We start from the raw sequence: 21644 nt of genomic DNA, 5'->3' as shown, positions 1-21644 counted from the left end.
GTGCGGCCATCGCAGTGGTCCGGCACTCCGGCAAGGCTGGCTCCTACAGCGGTCGGTAGGAGCCGGCTTTAGCCGCGATGAAAGCACCGCGGTTTATCTCGACTGCTGCGAACTCGGTGCCGCCAGCGCTCACCGCCGAATTCACCGCGGACTGAGTCATCGCGTATTGCTCGGTTGGCGGTTTTCCGGCGCAGCCGGCCAACAGAAAGCTGCTACCCAGTGCCAACGCGGAAAGGAAAGTCCTGACTGAGAAGACAATCGGCTAAAAGGAACGCAGGGGGCATATGACGCGGCACCTGGGCGGTGCCGCAAGGGGATGAAAAGCGCGAGGATCAGTGCTTCTTATCGTCTATCTGAGCAGACAGATCGTGCAGATAACGGCGTGAGAGTGAGAGAAAGCGCGGGGTAGGGCCGACATCTTCGTAGAGCGGGTCTCCTTCCTCATCGGTGGCCACCACCTGTTTTCCTTTGACATAGGGAAAGCTGGCTTCCAGCTCTTCGAGTGCTGCGCCGAGCAGTTCGCCCAGCAATTCTTCAGGCTGGCGTTTGGGGTACATCTCGGCAATGGCCGCCAGGCGAGCGGCGGCTTCCACGTCCAGGTGCAAGGTGTAGCCGGTCTTGGTCAGGCGGCCCTTGGCATTTTCTTCCCAATGCTGGGCAAGTTCGCGGATTTTCATAATGACCTCATCGAATCCCGCAGGCGCGGGTGCTGTCGTGCATAAAGCGTAGCCGTGTTTGGCACACAGCAACACTTGCTTGCCTTGTCTACAGACGCAAGGCTGAGGCACTCTGTTCCCAGGTTGTTTTTTCCCGAAACTGGAGAACACTGGATGAATGAGATCGATGCGCGCCTGCGTGAAGATGTGCACCTGTTGGGCGAGTTGTTGGGCAATACCATTCGTGATCAGCATGGCGAGGCGTTCCTGGCCAAGATCGAACGCATTCGCCACGGCGCCAAGGCGGATCGGCGCGAAGCCGAGGTCAGTGCCGAGCAACTGAGTTCAAGCCTGAATGACCTGACCGAAGACGAGCTGCTGCCCGTGGCGCGAGCCTTCAACCAGTTTCTGAACCTTGCCAATATCGCCGAGCAGTACCAGACCATCCGCCGCCGCGACGCCAGCCAGCCCGAACCTTTTGAGGCACGTGTGCTGCCCGAACTGCTGGATCGGCTCAAGGCCGGAGGCCACAGCGATGATGCCCTGGCCCGGCAATTGGGTCGGCTAGAGATCGAACTGGTGTTGACCGCCCACCCCACCGAAGTGGCGCGCCGTACCCTCATCCAGAAATATGATGCGATTGCCGCACAACTGGCCGCAGGTGATCACCGAGACCTGATCCCGGTTGAGCGCAAGGCGATCGCCGAGCGCTTGCAGCGGTTGATCGCAGAGGCCTGGCACACTGAAGAAATTCGCCGCGTGCGGCCGACCCCCGTCGATGAGGCCAAGTGGGGGTTCGCGGTCATCGAACATTCGCTCTGGCAAGCGATCCCCAGTTACCTGCGCAAGGCCGACAAGGACCTGCACGCCGCCACCGGCTTGCATCTGCCCTTGCAGGCCGCGCCCATCAAGTTCGCGTCCTGGATGGGCGGGGATCGGGACGGCAACCCGAATGTCACCGCTGCGGTCACCCGCGAAGTCTTGCTGTTGGCGCGCTGGATGGCGGCCGACCTGTTCTTGCGTGATATCGATCACCTGGCCGCTGAGTTGTCCATGCAGCAGGCAAGCCCAGCCTTGCGCGAACAGGAGGGCGACAGCGCCGAGCCTTATCGCGCGCACCTCAAGCATCTGCGCGAACGCCTGCGCGCCACTCAAAATTGGGCTCACGCCTCCTTGCGTGAAACTCAGCCACTCAGGGCGGATGTGCTGGTCGACAACCGCGAGTTGTTGGCACCGCTTCAGCTTTGCTTTGAGTCGCTGCACGAATGTGGCATGGGCGTGATCGCCGATGGCCCGCTGCTCGACTGTATTCGCCGGGCGGTGACCTTCGGCTTGTTCCTGGTGCGCCTGGACGTGCGCCAGGATGCCGCTCGACATGCCTCGGCCATGAGCGAAATCACCGCCTACCTGGGGCTGGGGCGCTATGAGGAATGGGATGAAGAGGCGCGCATCGAGTTCCTCCAGAAAGAACTCGCCAATCGTCGTCCCCTGCTGCCAAGCGACTTCAGGCCCGAGGATGAAACCGCTGAAGTGCTCGCCACTTGCCGGGAAATCGCCGCGGCACCTGCGGCATCGCTCGGCTCTTATGTGATCTCCATGGCGGGTGCTGCCTCCGATGTGCTGGCGGTGCAATTGCTGCTCAAGGAAGCCGGGGTACGTCGCCCAATGCGCGTGGTGCCGCTGTTTGAGACCCTGGCGGACCTGGACAACGCAGGCCCCGTGCTGGAGCGCCTGTTGGGCTTGCCGGGTTACCGCGCCAGCCTGCATGGGCCGCAGGAGATCATGATCGGCTACTCGGACTCGGCCAAGGATGCCGGCACCACCGCAGCGGCCTGGGCCCAGTACCGTGCCCAGGAAACGCTGGTGCGCATCTGTCGTGAGCAGTCGGTCGAACTGATGCTGTTCCATGGTCGTGGTGGCACTGTCGGACGCGGTGGTGGCCCAGCCCATGCGGCCATCCTGTCGCAACCGCCAGGCTCGGTCGCAGGCCGTTTCCGCACCACCGAGCAGGGCGAGATGATCCGCTTCAAGTTCGGCCTGCCAGACATCGCTGAACAGAACCTCAATCTGTACCTGGCCGCCGTGCTGGAAGCCACCTTGCTGCCCCCTCCGCCGCCTGCGCCTGCCTGGCGTGAGGTGATGGACCAGTTGGCCGATGACGGGGTCAAGGCCTACCGGGCGGTGGTGCGCGATAACCCTGAGTTCGTCGAGTACTTCCGCCAGTCCACACCCGAGCAGGAGCTGGGGCGCCTGCCATTGGGCAGCCGGCCGGCCAAGCGACGTGCCGGGGGCATCGAAAGCCTGCGGGCGATTCCGTGGATCTTCGGCTGGACCCAGACACGCCTGATGCTGCCAGCCTGGCTGGGTTGGGAAGCGGCCTTGAACAAGGCTGTGAACGAGCGCAAGCAGGGGGCTATGCTTGCGACCATGCGTGAGCAGTGGCCGTTCTTCCGCACCCGTATCGACATGCTCGAAATGGTACTGGCCAAAGCAGATGCCGATATCGCCCGGCTCTACGACGAACGTCTGGTGCAACCACAACTGCGACCTTTGGGTACACATTTGCGCGACCTATTGTCGCAGGCGTGCGCAGTGGTGCTCGGTATAACCGGTCAGCCGGTGCTACTGGCCCACAGTCCCGAAACGCTGGAATTTATCCGTTTGCGCAATACCTATCTGGACCCGCTGCATTTATTGCAAGCTGAGTTGCTGGCGCGTTCGCGTGGGCGAGAAGCGGCGCTCGATAGCCCTCTGGAGCAGGCGCTGCTGGTCACCGTGGCGGGTATCGCGGCAGGGTTGCGCAACACCGGCTAACGCCGGTTGGCTTTATCGGCGGTTGCCCGAAACCTATTCGAAAGCGTTAACCGTGTCGCACCGTTCACGCGCTCGAATAGGGTTGCACCCAGGGCAACCCGCTACAAAAAGCGTCCTTTGCAGGAGATTGTTCCAACTTTCGACGGCTTGTGTGGCCGGAATGTGCTGTGTATCTTGATCAGCCTTTGGCCGTATTGCGGCCTGAACATATTTTTGCGATTAGTCCTTCTGGGCGGATCCGCCGATTTTCATATAAAAATTGAGGAGCACATCGATGCGCGTAATTCTGCTGGGGGCTCCCGGGGCCGGCAAAGGTACTCAGGCAAAGTTCATCACTGAAAAATTCGGTATTCCACAGATCTCCACTGGCGACATGCTGCGTGCAGCCGTCAAGGCCGGCACTGAGCTTGGCATCAAGGCCAAGTCGATCATGGACGCGGGCGGTCTGGTCTCCGATGACCTGATCATCAATCTGGTCAAGGAACGCATTGCCCAGGCCGACTGCGCCAATGGCTTTCTGTTCGACGGCTTCCCGCGCACCATTCCTCAGGCTGAAGCCTTGGTAACGGCAGGTGTCGAGCTGGACCACGTGGTCGAGATCGCCGTTGATGACGAAGAAATCGTCCAGCGTATCGCCGGGCGCCGTGTACACGAAGCCTCGGGTCGCGTTTACCACACTGTCTACAACCCACCAAAGGTTGCAGGTAAAGACGACGTCACCGGTGATGACCTGGTTCAGCGCAAGGACGACACCGAAGAAACCGTGCGCCTGCGCTTGGGCACCTACCACAGCCAGACCAAGCCACTGGTTGAGTTCTACCAGAACCTGGGTGCTGACAAGGGCAAGCCGGTCTACAGCCACATCGAAGGCGTGGGTTCGGTTTCCGACATCACCACCAAGGTAATGGCTGCGCTGAGCTGATTCGTCGCACCGCGTTCGTCAACGGCCCGCTTGCGGGCCGTTGTTGTTTATAATGCTGCTCTTTTTTCTCTTGTCTGGAATCACCGATGACCACCTTGCTGGCCCTGGATACTGCCACTGAAGCCTGCTCCGTGGCCTTGCTGCATGACGGCAAGGTGCTGAGCCACTACGAGGTGATCCCGCGTCTTCATGCGCAGAAGCTGCTGCCCATGATCAAGACCATCCTCGCTGAGGCAGGCACCAGCCTGTCGGCCATCGATGCCATTGCTTTTGGCCGTGGCCCGGGCGCGTTCACGGGGGTGCGGATTGCTATCGGTGTGGTGCAAGGCCTGGCGTTTGGCCTGGACCGTCCGGTGCTGCCGGTGTCCAACCTGGCGCTGCTGGCCCAGCGCGCCTTTCGAGAGCAGGGCGCCCGGCAGGTCGCAGCGGCCATCGATGCGCGGATGGATGAAGTGTATTGGGGTTGCTACCGCGAGCAGGCGGGTGAAATGCGCCTGGCCGGTGCAGAAGCGGTCCTGCCGCCGGAACAAGCCTGTTTGCCAGCAGATGCGGCGGGTGAGTGGTTTGGTGCTGGCACCGGTTGGGGCTATGGCGAGCGCATCGGCGTGACCTTGAGCGGGCAGGATGCAACGATGCTGCCCCATGCGCTGGACTTGCTGACGCTGGGGCGCTTTGCCTATGAGCGCGGCGAGGTGATTGCGGCGGACCTGGCGCAGCCGGTTTATCTGCGTGACAAAGTGGCTACCCCGAAAGCCCGCTGAACCGTGTAATACCGTTTAGCGGTTTATCGCCATCGGCGCTAAACCTTTCATCGCAAATGTGGTCCAGTTATCAATCGACTATTGGCGACACCCTCGCGGCGCCGCTAAATTGCCACTATTGGTTCTGAGTGATTTGCCATGCGTATCGAGGGTTTTGCCTCCTCTTCATATCCCATCAAGCGTAAGCCGCGCAAAAGCCCTGCGGGCGGCGCGCAAGCGGATGATCTGGAAGGCGAACTCGATACTGCGGCCCCTTCTTGCGCCAGCGGCCAGGGTGAGCCGCCCCGGGCATCCGCCTTGCCCGCCCGCCAGCAAGACATGGTTTTCCCCCGCGCCTGCAGCCGGCGCACCGCGCTTGCCCTGGCCAGCTACCTGAATACCGCAGGGTTCATCGATTGGGAACATGAAGTATTGGGCCTCGATCTGTATATTTGAGCCCCATGACCCATGCTCACCTGCCGTATTACATCGGATGCCCGTCCTGGAGCGAAAACGCCTGGCGCGAGTACCTGTATCCCGCCGATGCCAAGCCTGCCGATTACCTGAAGCTATACAGCCAGGTATTCAATGCCGTGGAAGGCAACACCACTTTCTATGCAAGCCCGGCGCCGGCCACTGTTCAGCGCTGGGCGAGCAGTATGCCCGAGCACTTTCGATTCACCGCCAAGTTCCCCCGTGAGGTCAGTCATGGCGGCGACCTCAGCCAACAGATCAGTGCCGCCGAAGACTTCATTGCGTTGCTCAGGCCGCTGGGGGGACGGGTCGCGCCGTTCTGGCTACAGTTGCCGGCCACCGTGGGGCCGCGGCAACTGGGCCAACTGCTGGGATTATTGGATGCCCTGACCGTGCCGGTCGCGGTGGAAGTGCGCCACCCGGCGTTCTTCGCCAAGGGAGACGAAGAACGGTTGCTCAATCGACTGTTGCTTGATCGCGGTATCGAACGCATCTGCCTGGACCCGCGCGCCCTGTTCAGTTGCACGTCACAGGACCCTGCGGTGCTGCACGCTCAATCGAAAAAGCCACGCGTGCCGCCGCGTCCGACTGCTTTCAGCCAGTCACCGCAAGTTCGCTTTATCGGCCACCCCGAGCTTGAGTACAACCAACCCTTTCTGCAGCCCTGGCTAGACAAGGTCGCCGCCTGGATCGAAGAAGGGCGCACGCCCTATATGTTTTTGCACACCTCGGATAATCGATTGGCCGCCGCCCTTGCGCAGCGATTTCATTTAAGTTTGATGGAACGATTGCCGGGCCTGCCGGCCTTAAATGAACTGGACAGAACACCTGAGGTGCAACAGCTCGGGCTGCTTTGAATCCTGTCGGCGATACCAAGGAGGAGAGTGACGATGGATGTGCAAACCCTCAGGGCTCAGGCGTTCAAGGCACTGCATGAGCGCGACGGCGTTTTTGTGATCCCCAATCCATGGGATGCAGGTTCGGCAAGGTTGCTCGCCAACCTCGGTTTCGAGGCCTTGGCCACCACCAGTGCCGGTCTTGCATTCTCGCTGGGGCGCCCGGATGGCGAGGGTGCCGTCAGTCGTGATGAAACCTTGATCAATGCCCAGGCCATCGTCGATGCCACCGCGCTGCCGGTGGCCGCGGACCTTGAAAACGGCTTTGGCAATGCGCCCGAGGAGTGCGCCGATACCATTCTTCAGGCCGCATCGGTCGGGCTGGTGGGTGGCTCGATCGAAGATGCCAGCGGTGATGAGCAAGACCCGATCTATTCATTCTCGTTGGCAGTAGCCCGTGTCGAGGCTGCCGTTGAGGCTGCGCGCAGCTTGCCATTCCCTTTCATGCTGACCGCCCGGGCCGAAAACCTGCTGCACGGGCGCATGGATCTGGACGACACCCTCCGCCGTCTGCAAGCGTTCGCCGAAGCTGGCGCCGATGTGCTGTTTGCACCCGGCTTGCGCAGCGCCGAGGAAGTTCGAGCGGTGGTGCAAGCGGTAGCACCCAAGCCTGTGAATGTATTGATGGGGCTCAGTGGCGTGACATTGACGGTGGCAGAGCTTGCCGCGCTTGGCGTCAAGCGCATCAGTGTTGGCTCTTCGCTGGCCCGCGCGGCCTACGGGGCATTTTTCACCGCTGCGCAAAGCATCAGCCGCGAGGGTCATTTCGAGTCGCTCGGCCAGGCGATGCCATTCGCCGAACTCAACGCTCTGTTTAAACGCTGATAGCCATGGCGGCTGCCTTGCGCTGGACCGTGCTGCTGGTGCTGTGCGCAGGCTCCGCCGTGCTTATCTGGAATTCGGGCTGGCGTATTCCCGATGCCTGGAACCCCTGGGCGCCGCTGGATATAGCGGCACCGCTCAACCTGCTCACCGGTTTCAAGCTGGGGCGATTGCAGGGCAACCCTCAGCTCTGTGAACAGGTGTTAGCGAAGTCCAGCCTGCGTTACACCGTTCAGGCGGACTCTTCCCCCCAAGCGGCCTGCCCGCTGACCCATGTGTTGCGCGTGCAAGGCTCGCAGGTACGCTTTAGCAGCAGCTTTTTGGCCAGTTGCCCGCTGGCGGTTGCCTTTGTGATGTTCGAGCGCCATTCCCTGCAGCCTGCGGCGCAATCGGTGTTCGGCCAAGCGGTGGCGCAGGTCGATCATCTGGGCAGTTTTGCCTGTCGTAATATCAACAACCGTGCCGACGGGCCACGCAGCCAGCATGCGAGCGCCAATGCGCTGGACATCGCGGGTTTCAGATTGGCGGATGGGCGGCGCATCAGTATCGCGCGGGACTGGGGTAAGGCAGGGCAGGGCTCACGCTTTCTGCATGAAGTGCGTGACGGTGCGTGCCAGCATTTCAAGGCGGTGTTGGGGCCAGATTACAATGCGGCCCATCGTGACCACTTTCATTTGGATATGGGGAGGTGGTCAGTCTGCCGTTAAGCTGGGTTCAGGCGGCCAGGCGGATATTCTGCAAGACCACCGGGCTGACCCAGCGGGTGTCGAAGTCCAGGTGGCGCTGCTGCAAGTGCAGGGTGGCTTCATTGTAGGGGGCGGCGGGTTTGTCCAGCAGGTCCAGCTCGAACTCGGCAATGGGTAGGTGCAACGGCCGTGGCTGGGGCCCTGGGGCGGGCTCAGGAATGGGGTGGCCGGCACTCATGACCACCGGGCGGCGCCAACTGATGTCGAAGTCCAGGTGCTTCTGCTGGGCAATCAGCGCTTCGATGGGGAAAGGCGGGGCGGGCTTGTCCAGCAAGTCCAGTTCGAACTCGGCGATTGGCAGGAACAATGGCTCGGGCGGTTCAAGGTCGGTGTCTTTCACATCGCACAGGCGCTGGGAGATGATCTGCGCCAGCACTTCGCTGCCGCTGATCGGTTCGCCGCTGCTGGCGTCCAGCTCGCTTTCCAGTGCCGGAAACTGCACATCACCCTGCTGCTCGGCAAGGGCGCGCGCAAAGAAATCCTGCCAGAGCTGGCTGGAGCCGCCCAGTGTCTGGATATTCCGAGTGCTGTAGCTGTCGACCGGCGACAGGTAACCTAGCGATGCGGGTTGAATGTCAGTCATGGCAGTCGCAGAGCCCCGGCTCTGGCAAAATGGCGATTACCGGGTTTATCGGCCGCATGGGCCGATCATTTAATGTTTGAGTGTAGAAAATTCATGGTTGAACAAGCAGCGGGCTGTCGTATTCGTGTCGAGGCGCTGAGCCCGGCTTACCAGGCGCAGGCCGAGGAGTGGGCGGCGCGGCTGGGTTTTCCAATGCAGATCGAGGACGCCGAGTTTGCCGTGCAAGTCGGCGAAGACGGTTTACAGGTGCAGCAACTGGGCCCACAGGCGCCGGGCCCGGTGCGAGTCGACTTTGTCGAAGGGGCGGCCGCTCACCGCCGCCTGTTCGGTGGCGGCAGCGGGCAGATGATCGCCAAGGCAGTGGGCGTGGCCCCAGGGGTGCGCCCACGGGTGCTCGACGCTACGGCAGGGCTTGGCAAGGACGCCTTTGTGCTGGCGAGCCTGGGTTGCGAAATGAGCCTGATCGAGCGGCAGCCACTGATAGCGGCCCTGTTGGAAGACGGCCTGGCAAGGGCTCGCGATGATCAGGAGGTGGGCGCCATTGTTGCTCGCATGCGCTTGTTGACCGGCAATTCCATCGAGCGTATCCGTGGCTGGGAAGGTGAGGCGCCGCAGGTGATCTATCTGGACCCGATGTTTCCACACCGGGACAAAAGCGCCCTGGTGAAAAAAGAGATGCGGGTATTCCGCCCACTGGTGGGTGATGATCTCGACGCCCCCGCGTTGCTTGAAGCCGCGTTGGCGCTCGCCAGCCACCGGGTGGTGGTCAAGCGTCCACGCAAGGCGCCTTGCATCGAGGGGCCCAAGCCGAGCCATAGCCTGGAAGGCAAATCGAGCCGGTACGACATCTACCCGAAAAAAGCCCTCAAGGCCGATAAGCCCGCATAAACAACGCGACCACTTCTTGCACATGGGCCTCGGCTGCCGCCGGTGTCGGCGGCTCGGCGCAACCGAGCAGCAGGCGGAAGTTGGCGGCGCCCTTGAGCAGGCAGAAAAAATGCTCGGCGGCATTATAGGGCGCCTCGATCCGCAGTTCGCCGCGGGCATCGATACGCTTGAGCAGGCCTTCCATCTCGTGCAGCACCCGCTGCGGACCCGCCTCGAAAAAGATCTGGCTCAGGCGCGGGTCCTGGCTGCCCAATGCCATGATCAGGCGATGCAGCTTGATCGACTCGCTGCCGTTGACCAGCCCCAGAAATCCCCGGCCGATGGCCAGCAGCACCGTCTGGATGGGGACGCCATCAGGCAGTTCAAAGATCAATTCGGGCAGTTGCGCCTGGCAGGTGGCAATGATGGCTGAAGAAAACAACGTCTCCTTGTCGGTGAAATGGCTGTAGACCGTCAGTTTTGAAACACCCGCCGCAGCGGCGACAGCATCCATGCTGGTGTTGGCATAGCCGTTACTTAAAAACAGATCACGGGCCGATTCGAGGATGGCCTGGCGCTTGGCCAGATCCTTGGGGCGGCCCGGACCTGTCTGGATGATGGGTTCGTTTGGCATGAGTTTGCACAGTGGTTTGAAACAATTGGACATCTTACCTCGGGCCATAGTTGCAGCGCAGGGTGCAATTGACCGGCTTCCGTGATGGCCAGAGCTGGATTAGTATACTGGGCAGTATAAAAATTCCAGGCCCCTCGTCGCCAAAGGTCATTCACTATGTTGCGCCCTGTCTTGTCCCTTGCCCTGTCACTGTCCATGGCCCTGTTGTTGGGTGCCTGCGGCCAGGAGCAAACGGCTCAAACCCCGTTGCGTCCTGCGCTGGTGGTGCAGCCTGTGCCCGCCACGTCCGCTGTCGACAGCTACCCCGGTGAGGTGCGTGCGCGCTTCGAACCGGCCCTGGCGTTTCGTATCGGTGGCAAAGTCAGTCATCGGCTGGTTGAAGAGGGGGAGCGGGTCAAGGTCGATCAGCCGCTGGCCGAGCTGGACCCGCAGGACGTGCGCCTGCAACTGGAAGCCACCCGTGCCCAAGTGGCCGCGGCCCAGGCCAATCTGAACCTGGTACGTGCCGAGCGTGACCGTTACAAAACGCTGATGGACCGGCAAATGGTCAGCAAATCTCAATACGACAATGCCGAAAACCTCTACCGATCCGGCGAAGCGCGGCTCAAGCAGATTCGCGCCGAGTTCGACGTGGCCCGTAATCAGGCCGGCTATGCGGTCTTGCGGGCCCCGAACGATGGGGTCGTGTCGCGCCGTTCGGTGGAAGTCGGGCAGGTGGTCGCTGCGGGGCAGACGGTCTTCACCCTGGCAGCCGATGGTGAGCGTGAAGTCTCGATCAGTTTGCCGGAGCAGAATTTCGGGCGCTTCAAGGTCGGCCAACCGGTTTCGGTCGAACTGTGGTCGCAACCCAACGAGCGGTTCACTGGCCGTATTCGCGAACTGTCGCCCGCGGCGGATCCGCGCTCGCGCACCTTCGCCGCGCGTATAGCTTTCACCTCGGGCAAGGTGCCGGCCGAGCTCGGGCAGAGCGCCCGGGTGTTCATTCAGAGCAGTGCCGAGGTGCCGTTGTCGGTGCCGCTGTCGGCACTGACCGCCGAAAATGGCCAGAGTTACGTCTGGCGTGTAGACGCCAGCAACACCCTGCAGCGCGTCCCGGTGCGGATTGGCCCCTTTGGTGAAACCGGCGTGCCGGTGCTCGAAGGCCTGAAGGCCTCGGACTGGGTGGTGGCGGCGGGTGGGCATGTGTTGCATGAAGGGCAGCAGATACGGCCGGTCGACCGGAGCAATCGTGTGGTGAATGTAGCGGCCAAGGAGTAGGTCTGATGGGTTTCAACCTTTCTGCATGGGCGTTGCGCAATCGCCAGATCGTGCTGTTTATGATGCTGTTGCTGGCCATCGTCGGCGCGCTTTCATACACCAAGCTAGGGCAGAGCGAAGACCCGCCCTTTACCTTCAAGGCCATGGTCATTCGCACTAATTGGCCGGGCGCGAGCGCCGAGGAAGTGTCCCGCCAGGTCACCGAGCGCATCGAGAAAAAGCTCATGGAAACCGGCGAGTACGACAAGATCGTCTCGTTTTCGCGCCCCGGTGAGTCGCAGGTCACATTTATTGCCCGCGACTCCATGCACTCCAATGAAATCCCCGAGCTCTGGTATCAGGTGCGCAAGAAGGTCAGCGATATTCGCCACACCTTGCCGCCGGGTGTGCAGGGGCCTTTTTTCAACGATGAATTCGGCACCACCTTCGGCAATATCTACGCGCTGACCGGCGAAGGTTTCGACTATGCCGTGCTCAAGGATTACGCCGATCGCATCCAGATCCAGCTGCAGCGGGTCAAGGATGTGAGCAAGGTCGAGTTGCTCGGCCTGCAGGACGAAAAGATCTGGATCGAGCTTTCCAACGTCAAGCTGGCGACCCTGGGATTACCGTTGGCGGCCGTACAGCAGGCACTGGAAGAACAGAACGCGGTCAGTAGCGCAGGGTTCTTTGAAACGCCCAGCGAGCGCGTGCGATTGCGAGTGACCGGGCGTTTCCAGACGGTGGAACAGATTCAGCAATTCCCGATTCGGGTCGAGGACCGCACCTTCCGTATTGGCGATGTGGCAAACGTGCGACGCGGCTTCAACGATCCGCCCGCGCCGCGGATGCGCTTCATGGCTGAGGATGCCATTGGCCTCGCCGTGTCGATGAAGCCGGGTGGCGACATCCTCGTGCTGGGCAAGGCGCTGGAAACCGAATTTGCCCGAATCAGCCAGAACTTGCCGGCGGGCATGCAGCTGCGCAAGGTCTCTGACCAGCCAGCGGCGGTGAAAACCAGTGTGGGAGAGTTCGTCCAGGTACTGGTCGAAGCGTTGGCCATCGTGCTGCTGGTGAGCTTCTTCTCCCTGGGGATGCGCACCGGGCTGGTGGTGGCGCTGGCGATCCCGCTGGTGTTGGCGATGACCTTCGCCACCATGTATTACCTGGGTATTGGCCTGCACAAGATCTCGCTCGGGGCCTTGGTGCTGGCGCTGGGCTTGCTGGTGGACGATGCGATCATTGCGGTGGAAATGATGGCCATCAAGATGGAGCAGGGCTTCGATCGCTTCAAGGCAGCCAGCTATGCCTGGACCAGCACAGCTTTCCCGATGCTCACCGGCACCTTGATCACGGCCGCGGGTTTCCTGCCGATCGCCACTGCACAGTCCGGTACCGGTGAATACACCCGTTCGATCTTCCAGGTGGTGACGATCGCCTTGCTGGCGTCCTGGGTGGCAGCGGTGGTGTTTGTGCCGTATCTGGGCGAGCGGTTGTTGCCGGACCTTGCCAAGCAGCACGCGGCCAAGCACGGCCAAAATGGCCATGACCCTTACGGCACACCGTTCTATCAGCGTGTACGTAGACTGGTGGAATGGTGCGTCAGCCGGCGCAAAACCGTGATCGTATTGACCCTTGCGTTGTTTATCGGCTCGGTGGCGCTGTTCCGTTTTGTGCCGCAGCAGTTCTTCCCGGCCTCCGGGCGACTCGAGCTGATGGTGGACGTGAAGCTGGCCGAAGGCGCTTCGCTGAGCAATACCACCGAACGGGTCAAGCAGCTGGAGGCGCTACTCAGGGAGCACGCGGGTATCGATAACTATGTGGCCTATGTCGGCACGGGATCGCCGCGTTTTTACCTGCCATTGGATCAGCAATTGCCCGCCACCAGCTTTGCCCAATTTGTGGTGCTGGCCAAGACTATCGAAGACCGTGAGGCGTTGCGCAGTTGGTTGATCGAGTCGCTCAATGAGCGTTTCCCAGACCTGCGCTCGCGGGTCACCCGCCTGGAAAACGGCCCGCCCGTGGGGTATCCGGTGCAGTTTCGGGTCACCGGCGAGCACATCGATGAGGTTCGCGCCCTGGCGCGCAAGGTGGCGGCCAAGGTGCGCGACAACCCCCATGTGGCCAATGTGCACCTGGACTGGGAAGAGCCGAGCAAGGTGGTCTACCTGAATGTCGATCAGGATCGCGCCCGGGCGCTTGGGGTCAGTACGGCCAACCTGTCGCGTTTCTTGCAAAGCTCACTGACCGGCGCCAGCGTCAGCCAGTATCGCGAAGACAACGAGTTGATCGAAATTCTCTTGCGCGGTACCGAGCAGGAGCGCACCGAGCTGTCGCGCCTGCCTAGCCTGGCGGTGCCGACCGACAATGGCCAGAGTGTGGCACTGTCGCAGGTCGCCACCCTTGAATACGGATTTGAAGAGGGGATTATCTGGCATCGCAACCGGCTGCCCAACGTGACCGTTCGCGCCGATATCTATGGCAAGGAGCAACCCGCCACCCTGGTCCAGCAGATCTTGCCGACGCTGGACGGCGTGCGGGCCGAGTTGCCTGATGGCTACCTGCTGGAAGTCGGCGGCACGGTGGAAGACTCGACGCGCGGGCAGAACTCGGTGAAGGCCGGCGTGCCGCTGTTTATCGTGGTGGTGCTGACCTTGCTGATGTTGCAGCTGCGCAGTTTCTCGCGCACGGTGATGGTGTTCCTGACCGCGCCGCTGGGGCTGATCGGCGTGACGTTGTTCCTGTTGGTCTTTCGCCAGCCGTTTGGCTTTGTTGCCATGCTGGGGACCATCGCGCTGTCGGGGATGATCATGCGCAACTCGGTGATTCTGGTGGACCAGATCGAGCAGGACATTGCCGCGGGGCTGGATCGCTGGCAGGCCATCATCGAAGCGACGGTCAGGCGATTCCGTCCAATCGTGCTGACCGCACTGGCGGCGGTGCTGGCCATGATCCCGCTGTCGCGCAGCGTATTCTTCGGGCCGATGGCCGTGGCGATCATGGGCGGCTTGATCGTGGCGACGGCGCTGACGCTGTTGTTCCTGCCGGCGTTGTATGCGGCGTGGTTTCGGGTCCGTAAAACCGCGTAACCCACGCGGGCTCCTATCAAGGTCTGTAGGAATCGGGTTTACCGAAATGCCGGAACACCGCGGTGTGGCCATCGCAGCCAAGGCTGGCTCCTACCAAGGCCGGTAGGAGCCGGCGGTTCGGCGCTCCGATTTACCCGCGATGAAAACGACGCGGTGTTCCAGATACACAGCGCTGTAGGAGCCAGGCTTGCCTGCGATGAAAACGACGCGGTGTTCCAGATACACAGCGGTGTAGGAGCCGATGTCAGAGTGCCCCAAACACCTTCTTGGCCAAGCTGGTCGCTGCCGCTGCCGGGTTCTCCCGAATGGCGGCTTCCTGCTTGCCGATCATCTCGAACAGGCCATTGAGGGCCTGCTCAGTCACATAACCTTCGACGTTGGCATTCTTGGCATCCAGCACGCCCAGGCTCGCGGCCTGGCCGGCGAAGCTGTTGTACTGCTTGGCCAGCCCTACCTGATCGGTGGCTTGCTTGACGATGGGCAGGAACTGGGTGCGGATCTGTTCGCGGCTGGTCTTGCTCAGGTACTCGGTGGCCGACTCTTTGCCGCCGCTGAGAATTCCCTTGGCATCCTCCACGGACATCTTCTTGACCGCATCCACCAGCAGCGCCTGCGCTTGCGGTACCGCCGCTTCAGCAGCCTGGTTCATGCTCGCTTCCAACTGGTCGACCTGGGCGCCCATGCCGAATTTCTTCATGGCCTTGGCAGCCTTGCCCAGGTTGCCTGGCAGTTCGATGCGTACGTCCGGGTTGTTACTGAAGCCACCGGGCGTGCCCAGTTGCTTGACGGCGATTTGCGCGCCTTGGGTCAAGGCATCCTTGAGCCCGCCCGTGGCATCCGTTTGCGACAGGTCGTTGAGCGAGAGAGCCAGGGCGCTGGCAGACATCACAAGGCCTGCACACAGGCCGGCAATGGAAAGAGAGCGACGGAGCATGGCAGCTTCCTTAAAGGGCAAGGGTATCGGCAATCAACGAACAGCATCGACGCGAATGCGCAGGGGTTGCGGGTCTTCCCCGTTCAATTGCACGCCATGATGTTCGGTGTTGATAAACAGTAGCTTGCCTTCGAGCTCGATGCGCGCACTGACCGAATAGCGATGGCCGGGCTGGATCTGCGCCGGGTCATAAGTGAGGTGGAAAGGCAGCGGCACCTGGCCTTTGACCGGGCCGCTCTGGCGCGCCAGCGTGAGCGCTGGGGCATCGGCCAGCGACACATCCTGCAGGCTCACTTCCAGTGTGGCGGTCGGTGGCAGGGCAATGCGTTGCAGGTAGAACACTTCGCCATCGAGCGTGGTTTGTTGGGGTGCCTGGGAGGTGGCGCAGGCGCCCAGCAATGCGGACAAAAGCAGCAGTGAGAGTTTCTTCATGGGTATTTCCCTATCGAGTAAATTCAGTCAACAGTCGTGGCGACCACGGCTTCGGTCGCATCTTCGTTACGGTGCAGCGCCACCTGGCGGATCGACAGGCGAATTTCGGCCGGTAGCACGCGCTTGGCGGCGCCTTCGGCCAGCTCGCCGAGCACTTCCAGGTAACTCAATTTGCCGGCGCTATCGCGCTGTAGCACGCCTTGGTCGAGCAAGGTCTGGATAAAGTGGCGAAACAGGCTCTTGTCGAAGAACTCCGGGGCATTGAGGCCATGCAAGATCGACAGGCGCTGAGCCATGACCGTGCACAGGTCTTCCAGTTCTTCGGCGCTGATGCTGTTCTGGCCGCTGTTGAGCAGCAGCGAAATGGCCATGTAAAAGCGCTGCAGTGTTTGGGCAATGGCGCGTGACAACAGGGTCAACAGCACAAAGTTGCGCGAACTCGGCGCGGGGCGCAGGTACACCTCGTTTTCGAATCGCAACAGGCCCTGATCGACAAAGGCTTGCAGCCACTGGTCGATCACCGCGTCCAGCTCCTCCAGCGACCAGCGAATGAACAGCTCTGATTGCAGGTAGGGATACAGTGCGCGCGTGTAGCGCAGGATCTGCTCGCGGCTCATGCGCGAAGCGCTCTGGAAAAAGCTCGCCAGCAAGGCCGGCAGGGCAAAGATGTGCAGCACGTTGTTGCGGTAGTAGGTCATCAGGATGGCGTTGTGCTCATCCAGGTAGAGAATCTTGCCCAGGGCGTCGCTCTGCTCGGCGAGCAGGTCCATGTCCTTGACGTGTTGGATCAGCTTTTGGCCATCACCTTCGGGCAAGGTGGTGTGCGGCGAGTAGGGCACCTGGCGCAGCAGCGCCAGGAACAGGTCCAGCACCCGCGCCATGGCGCGGTCGTCGAGGGCCAGCTTGCTGGTCGAAAGCAGCGCCAGGGCCACCAGATTGACCGGGTTGATGGCCGCCGCTTCGTTGAGGTGGCAGGCGACTTTCTGGCCCAGGCGGTGGGTGGTCGCATTCAGCCAGGTCGGCTTGAACTGCGGGCCATGGTTCTCGTTACGCCAGCCGGGTTGCTGCTGGTCGAGGAACTCGGCCAGGCGGATCGGTTCGCCGAAATTGACCGCGACCTGGCCAAAGCGCTGCTTGAACGCGGCGATGACTTTGAAAATATCGAAAATCGACTCTTTTTTCTTGCTGGCGCCGCGTAGCTCGCCCAGGTAGGTACGACCTTCCAGGACCCGTTCATAGCCGATGTAGACCGGTACGAACACAATCGGCATGCGCGATGAACGCAAGAAACTGCGCAGCGTGATCGCCAGCATGCCGGTTTTCGGCTGCAGCATGCGCCCGGTACGCGAGCGGCCGCCTTCCACGAAGTACTCTACCGGAAAGCCCTTGATGAACAGGGTGTGCAGGTATTCGTTGAACACCGCCGAATACAGCGGGTTGCCCTTGAAGGTGCGACGCATGAAAAACGCCCCGCCGCGGCGCAACAAGCCTCCAATGATGGGCATGTTGAGGTTGATGCCGGCGGCGATGTGCGGCGGCGTCAGGCCGTTGCGAAACAGCAGGTAGGACAGCAGCAGGTAGTCGATATGGCTGCGATGGCAGGGCACGTAGATGACTTCATGGCCCTGGGCGATGCCTTGTACGCCCTCGATATGGTTGACCTTGATGCCGTCATAGATCTTGTTCCAGAACCAGCTGAGCACCACCTCCATAAAGCGGATCGCCGTGTAGGTGTAGTCCGAGGCGATTTCATTGCCATAGCGCAGGGCCAGGGCTTCGGCCTTGGCCAGTGGGATGCCCTCGCGCTCGGCTTCTTCGGCGATGGCCTGGCGCACTTGCGAGTCGTGGATCAGGCCCTTGACCAGGTTGCGACGGTGGGAAATGTCCGGCCCGATAACCGCGGCTTTCTGGTTGCGAAAGTGCACCCGGAGGATGCGCTGGGCCATGCGCACGGTGCGTTCATGGCCCTTGTCCTGGCTGACCAGCTCGCCCAGGTGGATGGGGGTGGAGAACTGCACACGAGTCTTGCGCCCCAGGATCAGGATGCTGACCAGCCGACGCAGGCGCCCGGTGACCGCCCAACTGTCGGCGAACAGCAGTTTCCACGGGCTCGACTCGCTGGCCGGCGATTGGCCCCAGAACACACTGACCGGGATGATCTGAGCGTCTTGTTCAGCGTGCTGGCTGATCGCGCTGACCAGCCGCGACAGCGTGGGCGGCGCCCCGCGCTTGTCATGGCGGCCAAGCCAGTCGGGCTCGGGCGTCAGATAGAAGAAGGCCGCAGGTTCGACCAGCGTTCCGACGGCCACCGGCAACACTGGGCGTGGCAAGCCGGCCTTGGCGCATTCGCGGTCGACCACTGCCAGGTCGCTCAAGGAGGGCGATTGCAGCACATAGAACACCGGGCGACTGCGATCCAGATTCAGTGAGTAGGACGACTGGTTGATGGTCTCGGAGCGCACCCAGAGGTACAACAGCCGGCGCAGGGCACCGAAAATAAAACGGCGGATCGGGGATCGGGTCATACGGGGTCTGCTTTGAGTGGAAAAACAAGCACTTGCTCGGTTGCACAATCGTACCAGTGTGACGTATCTGCGCTCGTTCAGCAAAAACCGCCCTGGATCATAAAATTTGTCGCGCAGCTGACTTATACTCGGGCCGCGCGGGTTTGCGGCACACCCCAAACCCCCGCTACGCAAGGGCGAAACCAAAATAAAAAACCGGAGTAGTGCAGATGTCGTCTCGTGAAACTGGCAGTGTGAAGTGGTTCAACGATGCAAAAGGTTACGGTTTTATCTCCCGCGAGGACGGTGTGGACGTGTTTGTGCACTATCGCGCCATTCGTGGTGAAGGTCACCGCTCCCTGGCAGAAGGGCAGCGCGTTGAATACGCACTGGTCGAGGGGCAAAAAGGCCTTCAGGCCGAAGACGTCGTCGGGCTCTGACGCGTCAGTCAAGGTCCGCTTTCCCACAGGGCTGGCGGGCCTTTTCGCAGGCGCCTGGTCGACAATGCACAGAGGGCCGTCGTCGCCGCAGTGTGACCCATGCGTGACGCCCGGGCTGTCTTTCAGGTACAATTCCCGGCTATTTTTCGGCGGGCATCTGCCCCGCAGCCTTTTTGAGTGCTGATCCGTGAGTGATTTGAGTCATATCCGCAATTTCTCCATCATCGCCCACATTGACCATGGCAAGTCGACGCTGGCTGACCGCTTCATCCAGATGTGCGGTGGCCTGGCCGATCGCGAGATGGAAGCCCAAGTCCTCGATTCCATGGACCTGGAGCGTGAGCGCGGTATCACTATCAAGGCCCACAGCGTGACCCTGTACTACACGGCACGGGATGGCATTACCTATCAGCTGAACTTCATTGACACCCCTGGCCATGTTGACTTCACCTATGAAGTCAGCCGCTCGCTGGCCGCCTGTGAAGGCGCCCTGCTGGTGGTCGATGCCGGCCAGGGCGTGGAGGCGCAATCGGTCGCCAACTGCTACACCGCCATCGAGCAGGGCCTGGAAGTCATGCCGGTCCTGAACAAGATGGACCTGCCCCAGGCCGACCCGGACCGGGTCAAGGACGAAATCGAGAAAATCATCGGTATCGATGCCACCGACGCCGTGGCCTGCAGCGCCAAGAGCGGCATGGGCGTCGATGAAGTCCTGGAGCGCCTGGTGCAGACCATCCCGGCGCCGACCGGTAATATCGACGCGCCTCTGCAGGCGCTGATTATCGACTCCTGGTTCGATAACTACCTGGGCGTTGTCTCCCTGGTGCGCGTGCGTCATGGCCGCGTGAAGAAGGGCGACAAGATCCTGGTCAAGTCCACCGGCAAGGTGCATCTGGTCGACAGCGTGGGTGTCTTCAACCCCAAGCACACCCAGACCGCAGACCTCAAGGCCGGTGAAGTAGGCTTCATCATCGCCAGCATCAAGGACATTCACGGCGCGCCAGTGGGCGACACCCTGACCTTGAACTCGACGCCTGACGTTGAAGTGCTGCCAGGTTTCAAACGTATCCAGCCTCAGGTTTATGCCGGCCTGTTCCCGGTCAGTTCCGACGATTTCGAAGATTTTCGTGATGCGTTGCAGAAACTGACCCTGAACGACTCGTCGCTGCAATACTCGCCGGAAAGCTCCGACGCACTGGGCTTCGGCTTCCGTTGCGGCTTCCTCGGCATGCTGCACATGGAAATCATCCAGGAGCGCCTGGAGCGCGAATACGACCTGGACCTGATCACCACCGCGCCAAGCGTAATCTTTGAAGTCGTCCTCAAGACCGGTGAGACGATCTACGTCGATAACCCGTCCAAATTGCCGGATGCCTCCTCGGTAGAAGACTTCCGCGAGCCGATCGTGAGCGCCACCATCCTGGTGCCACAAGAGCACCTGGGCAACGTCATCACCCTGTGCATCGAGAAGCGTGGCGTTCAGCGCGACATGCAGTTCCTCGGCTCCCAGGTTCAGGTTCGCTATGACCTGCCGATGAACGAAGTGGTGCTCGACTTCTTCGACCGCCTCAAATCCACCAGCCGTGGCTATGCCTCGCTGGACTACCATTTCGATCGCTACCAGTCGGCCAACCTGGTCAAGCTGGACGTGCTGATCAACGGCGACAAGGTCGATGCCCTGGCCCTGATCGTGCACAAGGACAACGCCCACTACAAAGGCCGGGCGCTGACCGAGAAGATGAAAGAACTGATTCCTCGACAGATGTTCGACGTGGCAATCCAGGCCGCCATTGGTGGGCAGATTGTGGCGCGTACGACTGTCAAGGCGCTCAGAAAGAACGTACTGGCCAAATGCTACGGTGGTGACGTCAGCCGTAAGCGCAAGCTGTTGGAAAAGCAGAAGGCCGGTAAGAAACGCATGAAGCAAGTAGGTAACGTGGAAATTCCACAAGAAGCCTTCCTTGCCGTGCTCAGGTTGGATAGCTAGGTCCTATGTCATTAAATTTCCCGCTGTTGCTGGTCATTGCTGTAGCCGTCTGCGGTCTGCTGGCCCTGGTCGATCTGCTGTTCCTGGCTCCGCGCCGGCGGGCGGCTATTGCCAACTATCAAGGCACTGTACCGCAGCCTGAAATGGCAATCGTCGAGCAGTTGAACAAGGAGCCGTTGCTGGTCGAGTACGGCAAATCGTTCTTTCCGGTGCTGTTTATCGTGCTGGTGCTGCGTTCGTTCCTGGTAGAGCCGTTCCAGATTCCCTCGGGGTCGATGAAACCGACCCTGGAAGTGGGCGATTTCATCCTGGTGAACAAGTTTTCCTACGGCATCCGCCTGCCGGTACTCGACCAGAAGGTCATCCCGGTGGGTGAGCCGCAGCGCGGCGACGTCATGGTGTTCCGCTTCCCGAGTGATCCGAACGTCAACTACATCAAGCGGGTGGTTGGCTTGCCGGGTGATCAGGTTCGCTACACCAGCGACAAGCATCTGTTCGTCAATGGTCAGTCGGTTGCCGAACAATTGATCGGCACCGAGCCGGGTACCCTGGGCAGCGCCGAGCTGTACAAGGAAAAGCTCGGTGAAGCCGAGCACCTGATCCGCAAGGAAATGACCCGTTATCGTATGTCCCCCGACCAGCAATGGACGGTGCCTGCCGGGCACTATTTCATGATGGGCGACAACCGCGACAACTCCAACGACAGTCGCTATTGGGACGACCCGAAGATCCCGAAGGATCTGCTGGGCATGGTTCCCGACCAGAACATCGTCGGCAAGGCATTTGCCGTGTGGATGAGCTGGCCTGAGCCTAAGCTGAGCCACTTCCCGAACTTCTCTCGGGTCGGGCTGATCAAGTAAGTCAATCG

The 21644-nt window shown here is 61.2% G+C and carries 19 protein-coding genes and 1 pseudogene; 13 read left to right on the top strand and 7 right to left on the bottom strand.

The features are described 5' to 3' along the window. Nucleotides 1–94: 94 nt before the first annotated feature. A pseudogene (locus AC3IX4_RS23520) lies at nucleotides 95–259 on the bottom strand (DUF4398 domain-containing protein); the annotation flags it as partial. 73 nt (nucleotides 260–332) lie between these two features. Further along, a complete protein-coding gene (locus AC3IX4_RS23515; protein WP_489257750.1) occupies nucleotides 333–677 on the bottom strand; it encodes a pilin assembly protein in 345 nt (114 codons plus the stop codon). 153 nt (nucleotides 678–830) lie between these two features. On the opposite strand from AC3IX4_RS23515, the gene ppc reads away from it, so the two are divergent. The 7 genes from ppc to AC3IX4_RS23480 all read left to right on the top strand — a co-directional run bounded on the left by ppc (nucleotide 831) and on the right by AC3IX4_RS23480 (nucleotide 8031). Further along, the gene (gene ppc, locus AC3IX4_RS23510; protein WP_489257749.1) at nucleotides 831–3470 is read left to right on the top strand and encodes a phosphoenolpyruvate carboxylase; all 2640 of its coding nucleotides are present in this window, start codon (nucleotides 831–833) and stop codon (nucleotides 3468–3470) included. Between the two features lie 274 nt (nucleotides 3471–3744). After that, nucleotides 3745–4392 (top strand): adenylate kinase, encoded by a 648-nt coding sequence (gene adk / locus AC3IX4_RS23505; RefSeq protein ID WP_489257748.1) that lies wholly within the window; start codon nucleotides 3745–3747, stop codon nucleotides 4390–4392. An 86-nt stretch (nucleotides 4393–4478) separates the two neighbouring features. Next, entirely contained in the window at nucleotides 4479–5153 is a 675-nt protein-coding gene (tsaB, locus tag AC3IX4_RS23500; protein WP_489257747.1) for a tRNA (adenosine(37)-N6)-threonylcarbamoyltransferase complex dimerization subunit type 1 TsaB, read from the top strand. A 138-nt stretch (nucleotides 5154–5291) separates the two neighbouring features. Beyond that, nucleotides 5292–5588 carry a hypothetical protein gene (locus AC3IX4_RS23495; RefSeq protein WP_489257746.1) on the top strand — a complete coding sequence of 99 codons (297 nt, stop codon included), beginning with the start codon at nucleotides 5292–5294 and terminating at the stop codon, nucleotides 5586–5588. 5 nt (nucleotides 5589–5593) lie between these two features. Continuing rightward, nucleotides 5594–6463 carry a DUF72 domain-containing protein gene (locus AC3IX4_RS23490; RefSeq protein WP_489257745.1) on the top strand — a complete coding sequence of 290 codons (870 nt, stop codon included), beginning with the start codon at nucleotides 5594–5596 and terminating at the stop codon, nucleotides 6461–6463. 33 nt (nucleotides 6464–6496) lie between these two features. Beyond that, on the top strand, nucleotides 6497–7327 hold the full coding sequence (locus AC3IX4_RS23485; protein ID WP_489257744.1) for an isocitrate lyase/PEP mutase family protein: 831 nt from the start codon (nucleotides 6497–6499) through the stop codon (nucleotides 7325–7327). A 5-nt stretch (nucleotides 7328–7332) separates the two neighbouring features. Beyond that, a complete protein-coding gene (locus AC3IX4_RS23480; protein WP_489257743.1) occupies nucleotides 7333–8031 on the top strand; it encodes an extensin-like domain-containing protein in 699 nt (232 codons plus the stop codon). Nucleotides 8032–8038: 7 nt separating this feature from the next. Here the strand turns inward: AC3IX4_RS23480 and AC3IX4_RS23475 are convergent, their stop codons facing one another. Then, nucleotides 8039–8653, bottom strand: a complete 615-nt coding sequence (locus AC3IX4_RS23475) for an energy transducer TonB (RefSeq protein ID WP_489257742.1) — start codon at nucleotides 8651–8653, stop codon at nucleotides 8039–8041. A gap of 93 nt (nucleotides 8654–8746) precedes the next feature. Between AC3IX4_RS23475 and AC3IX4_RS23470 the strand changes: the two genes are divergently transcribed. Continuing rightward, nucleotides 8747–9541 (top strand): class I SAM-dependent methyltransferase, encoded by a 795-nt coding sequence (locus AC3IX4_RS23470; protein WP_489257741.1) that lies wholly within the window; start codon nucleotides 8747–8749, stop codon nucleotides 9539–9541. On the opposite strand, the gene AC3IX4_RS23465 is transcribed toward AC3IX4_RS23470, so the two are convergent. Then, on the bottom strand, nucleotides 9519–10154 hold the full coding sequence (locus AC3IX4_RS23465) for a TetR/AcrR family transcriptional regulator (RefSeq protein WP_489257740.1): 636 nt from the start codon (nucleotides 10152–10154) through the stop codon (nucleotides 9519–9521). The genes AC3IX4_RS23470 and AC3IX4_RS23465 overlap by 23 nt on opposite strands. A 156-nt stretch (nucleotides 10155–10310) precedes the next feature. Here AC3IX4_RS23465 and AC3IX4_RS23460 point away from each other — a divergent pair, with 156 nt between their 5' ends. Then, nucleotides 10311–11411, top strand: coding sequence for an efflux RND transporter periplasmic adaptor subunit (locus AC3IX4_RS23460; RefSeq protein WP_489257739.1), 1101 nt, complete (start codon nucleotides 10311–10313; stop codon nucleotides 11409–11411). 5 nt (nucleotides 11412–11416) lie between these two features. Further along, nucleotides 11417–14479: an efflux RND transporter permease subunit gene (locus AC3IX4_RS23455; RefSeq protein ID WP_489257738.1), complete on the top strand. Its 3063-nt coding sequence runs from the start codon at nucleotides 11417–11419 to the stop codon at nucleotides 14477–14479. Nucleotides 14480–14723: 244 nt separating this feature from the next. On the opposite strand, the gene AC3IX4_RS23450 is transcribed toward AC3IX4_RS23455, so the two are convergent. The 3 genes from AC3IX4_RS23450 to plsB are packed head-to-tail and all read right to left on the bottom strand — an operon-like array spanning nucleotide 14724 to nucleotide 18370. Continuing rightward, the gene (locus AC3IX4_RS23450) at nucleotides 14724–15413 is read right to left on the bottom strand and encodes a DUF4197 domain-containing protein (protein WP_489257737.1); all 690 of its coding nucleotides are present in this window, start codon (nucleotides 15411–15413) and stop codon (nucleotides 14724–14726) included. Nucleotides 15414–15446: 33 nt separating this feature from the next. Then, nucleotides 15447–15845 (bottom strand): YbaY family lipoprotein, encoded by a 399-nt coding sequence (locus AC3IX4_RS23445; protein ID WP_489257736.1) that lies wholly within the window; start codon nucleotides 15843–15845, stop codon nucleotides 15447–15449. A 23-nt stretch (nucleotides 15846–15868) separates the two neighbouring features. After that, the gene (plsB, locus tag AC3IX4_RS23440; RefSeq protein ID WP_489257735.1) at nucleotides 15869–18370 is read right to left on the bottom strand and encodes a glycerol-3-phosphate 1-O-acyltransferase PlsB; all 2502 of its coding nucleotides are present in this window, start codon (nucleotides 18368–18370) and stop codon (nucleotides 15869–15871) included. A 209-nt stretch (nucleotides 18371–18579) separates the two neighbouring features. Here plsB and AC3IX4_RS23435 point away from each other — a divergent pair, with 209 nt between their 5' ends. The 3 genes from AC3IX4_RS23435 to lepB all read left to right on the top strand — a co-directional run bounded on the left by AC3IX4_RS23435 (nucleotide 18580) and on the right by lepB (nucleotide 21636). After that, nucleotides 18580–18789 carry a cold shock domain-containing protein gene (locus AC3IX4_RS23435; RefSeq protein WP_489257734.1) on the top strand — a complete coding sequence of 70 codons (210 nt, stop codon included), beginning with the start codon at nucleotides 18580–18582 and terminating at the stop codon, nucleotides 18787–18789. Nucleotides 18790–18976: 187 nt separating this feature from the next. Beyond that, nucleotides 18977–20776 carry a translation elongation factor 4 gene (lepA, locus tag AC3IX4_RS23430; RefSeq protein WP_489257733.1) on the top strand — a complete coding sequence of 600 codons (1800 nt, stop codon included), beginning with the start codon at nucleotides 18977–18979 and terminating at the stop codon, nucleotides 20774–20776. A gap of 5 nt (nucleotides 20777–20781) precedes the next feature. Continuing rightward, the gene (lepB, locus tag AC3IX4_RS23425; protein WP_489257732.1) at nucleotides 20782–21636 is read left to right on the top strand and encodes a signal peptidase I; all 855 of its coding nucleotides are present in this window, start codon (nucleotides 20782–20784) and stop codon (nucleotides 21634–21636) included. Nucleotides 21637–21644: the final 8 nt, after the last annotated feature.

It is taken from the genome of Pseudomonas sp. KH_021, assembly GCF_057838865.1.
Note: the sequence above shows the minus strand (reverse complement) of the source record. Positions and strands in the feature narration are given on the sequence as shown.

Coding starts and splice junctions, on each gene's coding strand:
- AC3IX4_RS23515 (WP_489257750.1), bottom strand. CDS start 677: ATGAAAATCCGCGAACTTGCCCAGCATTGGGAAGAAAATGCCAAGGGC.
- ppc (WP_489257749.1), top strand. CDS start 831: ATGAATGAGATCGATGCGCGCCTGCGTGAAGATGTGCACCTGTTGGGC.
- adk (WP_489257748.1), top strand. CDS start 3,745: ATGCGCGTAATTCTGCTGGGGGCTCCCGGGGCCGGCAAAGGTACTCAG.
- tsaB (WP_489257747.1), top strand. CDS start 4,479: ATGACCACCTTGCTGGCCCTGGATACTGCCACTGAAGCCTGCTCCGTG.
- AC3IX4_RS23495 (WP_489257746.1), top strand. CDS start 5,292: ATGCGTATCGAGGGTTTTGCCTCCTCTTCATATCCCATCAAGCGTAAG.
- AC3IX4_RS23490 (WP_489257745.1), top strand. CDS start 5,594: ATGACCCATGCTCACCTGCCGTATTACATCGGATGCCCGTCCTGGAGC.
- AC3IX4_RS23485 (WP_489257744.1), top strand. CDS start 6,497: ATGGATGTGCAAACCCTCAGGGCTCAGGCGTTCAAGGCACTGCATGAG.
- AC3IX4_RS23480 (WP_489257743.1), top strand. CDS start 7,333: ATGGCGGCTGCCTTGCGCTGGACCGTGCTGCTGGTGCTGTGCGCAGGC.
- AC3IX4_RS23475 (WP_489257742.1), bottom strand. CDS start 8,653: ATGACTGACATTCAACCCGCATCGCTAGGTTACCTGTCGCCGGTCGAC.
- AC3IX4_RS23470 (WP_489257741.1), top strand. CDS start 8,747: ATGGTTGAACAAGCAGCGGGCTGTCGTATTCGTGTCGAGGCGCTGAGC.
- AC3IX4_RS23465 (WP_489257740.1), bottom strand. CDS start 10,154: ATGCCAAACGAACCCATCATCCAGACAGGTCCGGGCCGCCCCAAGGAT.
- AC3IX4_RS23460 (WP_489257739.1), top strand. CDS start 10,311: ATGTTGCGCCCTGTCTTGTCCCTTGCCCTGTCACTGTCCATGGCCCTG.
- AC3IX4_RS23455 (WP_489257738.1), top strand. CDS start 11,417: ATGGGTTTCAACCTTTCTGCATGGGCGTTGCGCAATCGCCAGATCGTG.
- AC3IX4_RS23450 (WP_489257737.1), bottom strand. CDS start 15,413: ATGCTCCGTCGCTCTCTTTCCATTGCCGGCCTGTGTGCAGGCCTTGTG.
- AC3IX4_RS23445 (WP_489257736.1), bottom strand. CDS start 15,845: ATGAAGAAACTCTCACTGCTGCTTTTGTCCGCATTGCTGGGCGCCTGC.
- plsB (WP_489257735.1), bottom strand. CDS start 18,370: ATGACCCGATCCCCGATCCGCCGTTTTATTTTCGGTGCCCTGCGCCGG.
- AC3IX4_RS23435 (WP_489257734.1), top strand. CDS start 18,580: ATGTCGTCTCGTGAAACTGGCAGTGTGAAGTGGTTCAACGATGCAAAA.
- lepB (WP_489257732.1), top strand. CDS start 20,782: ATGTCATTAAATTTCCCGCTGTTGCTGGTCATTGCTGTAGCCGTCTGC.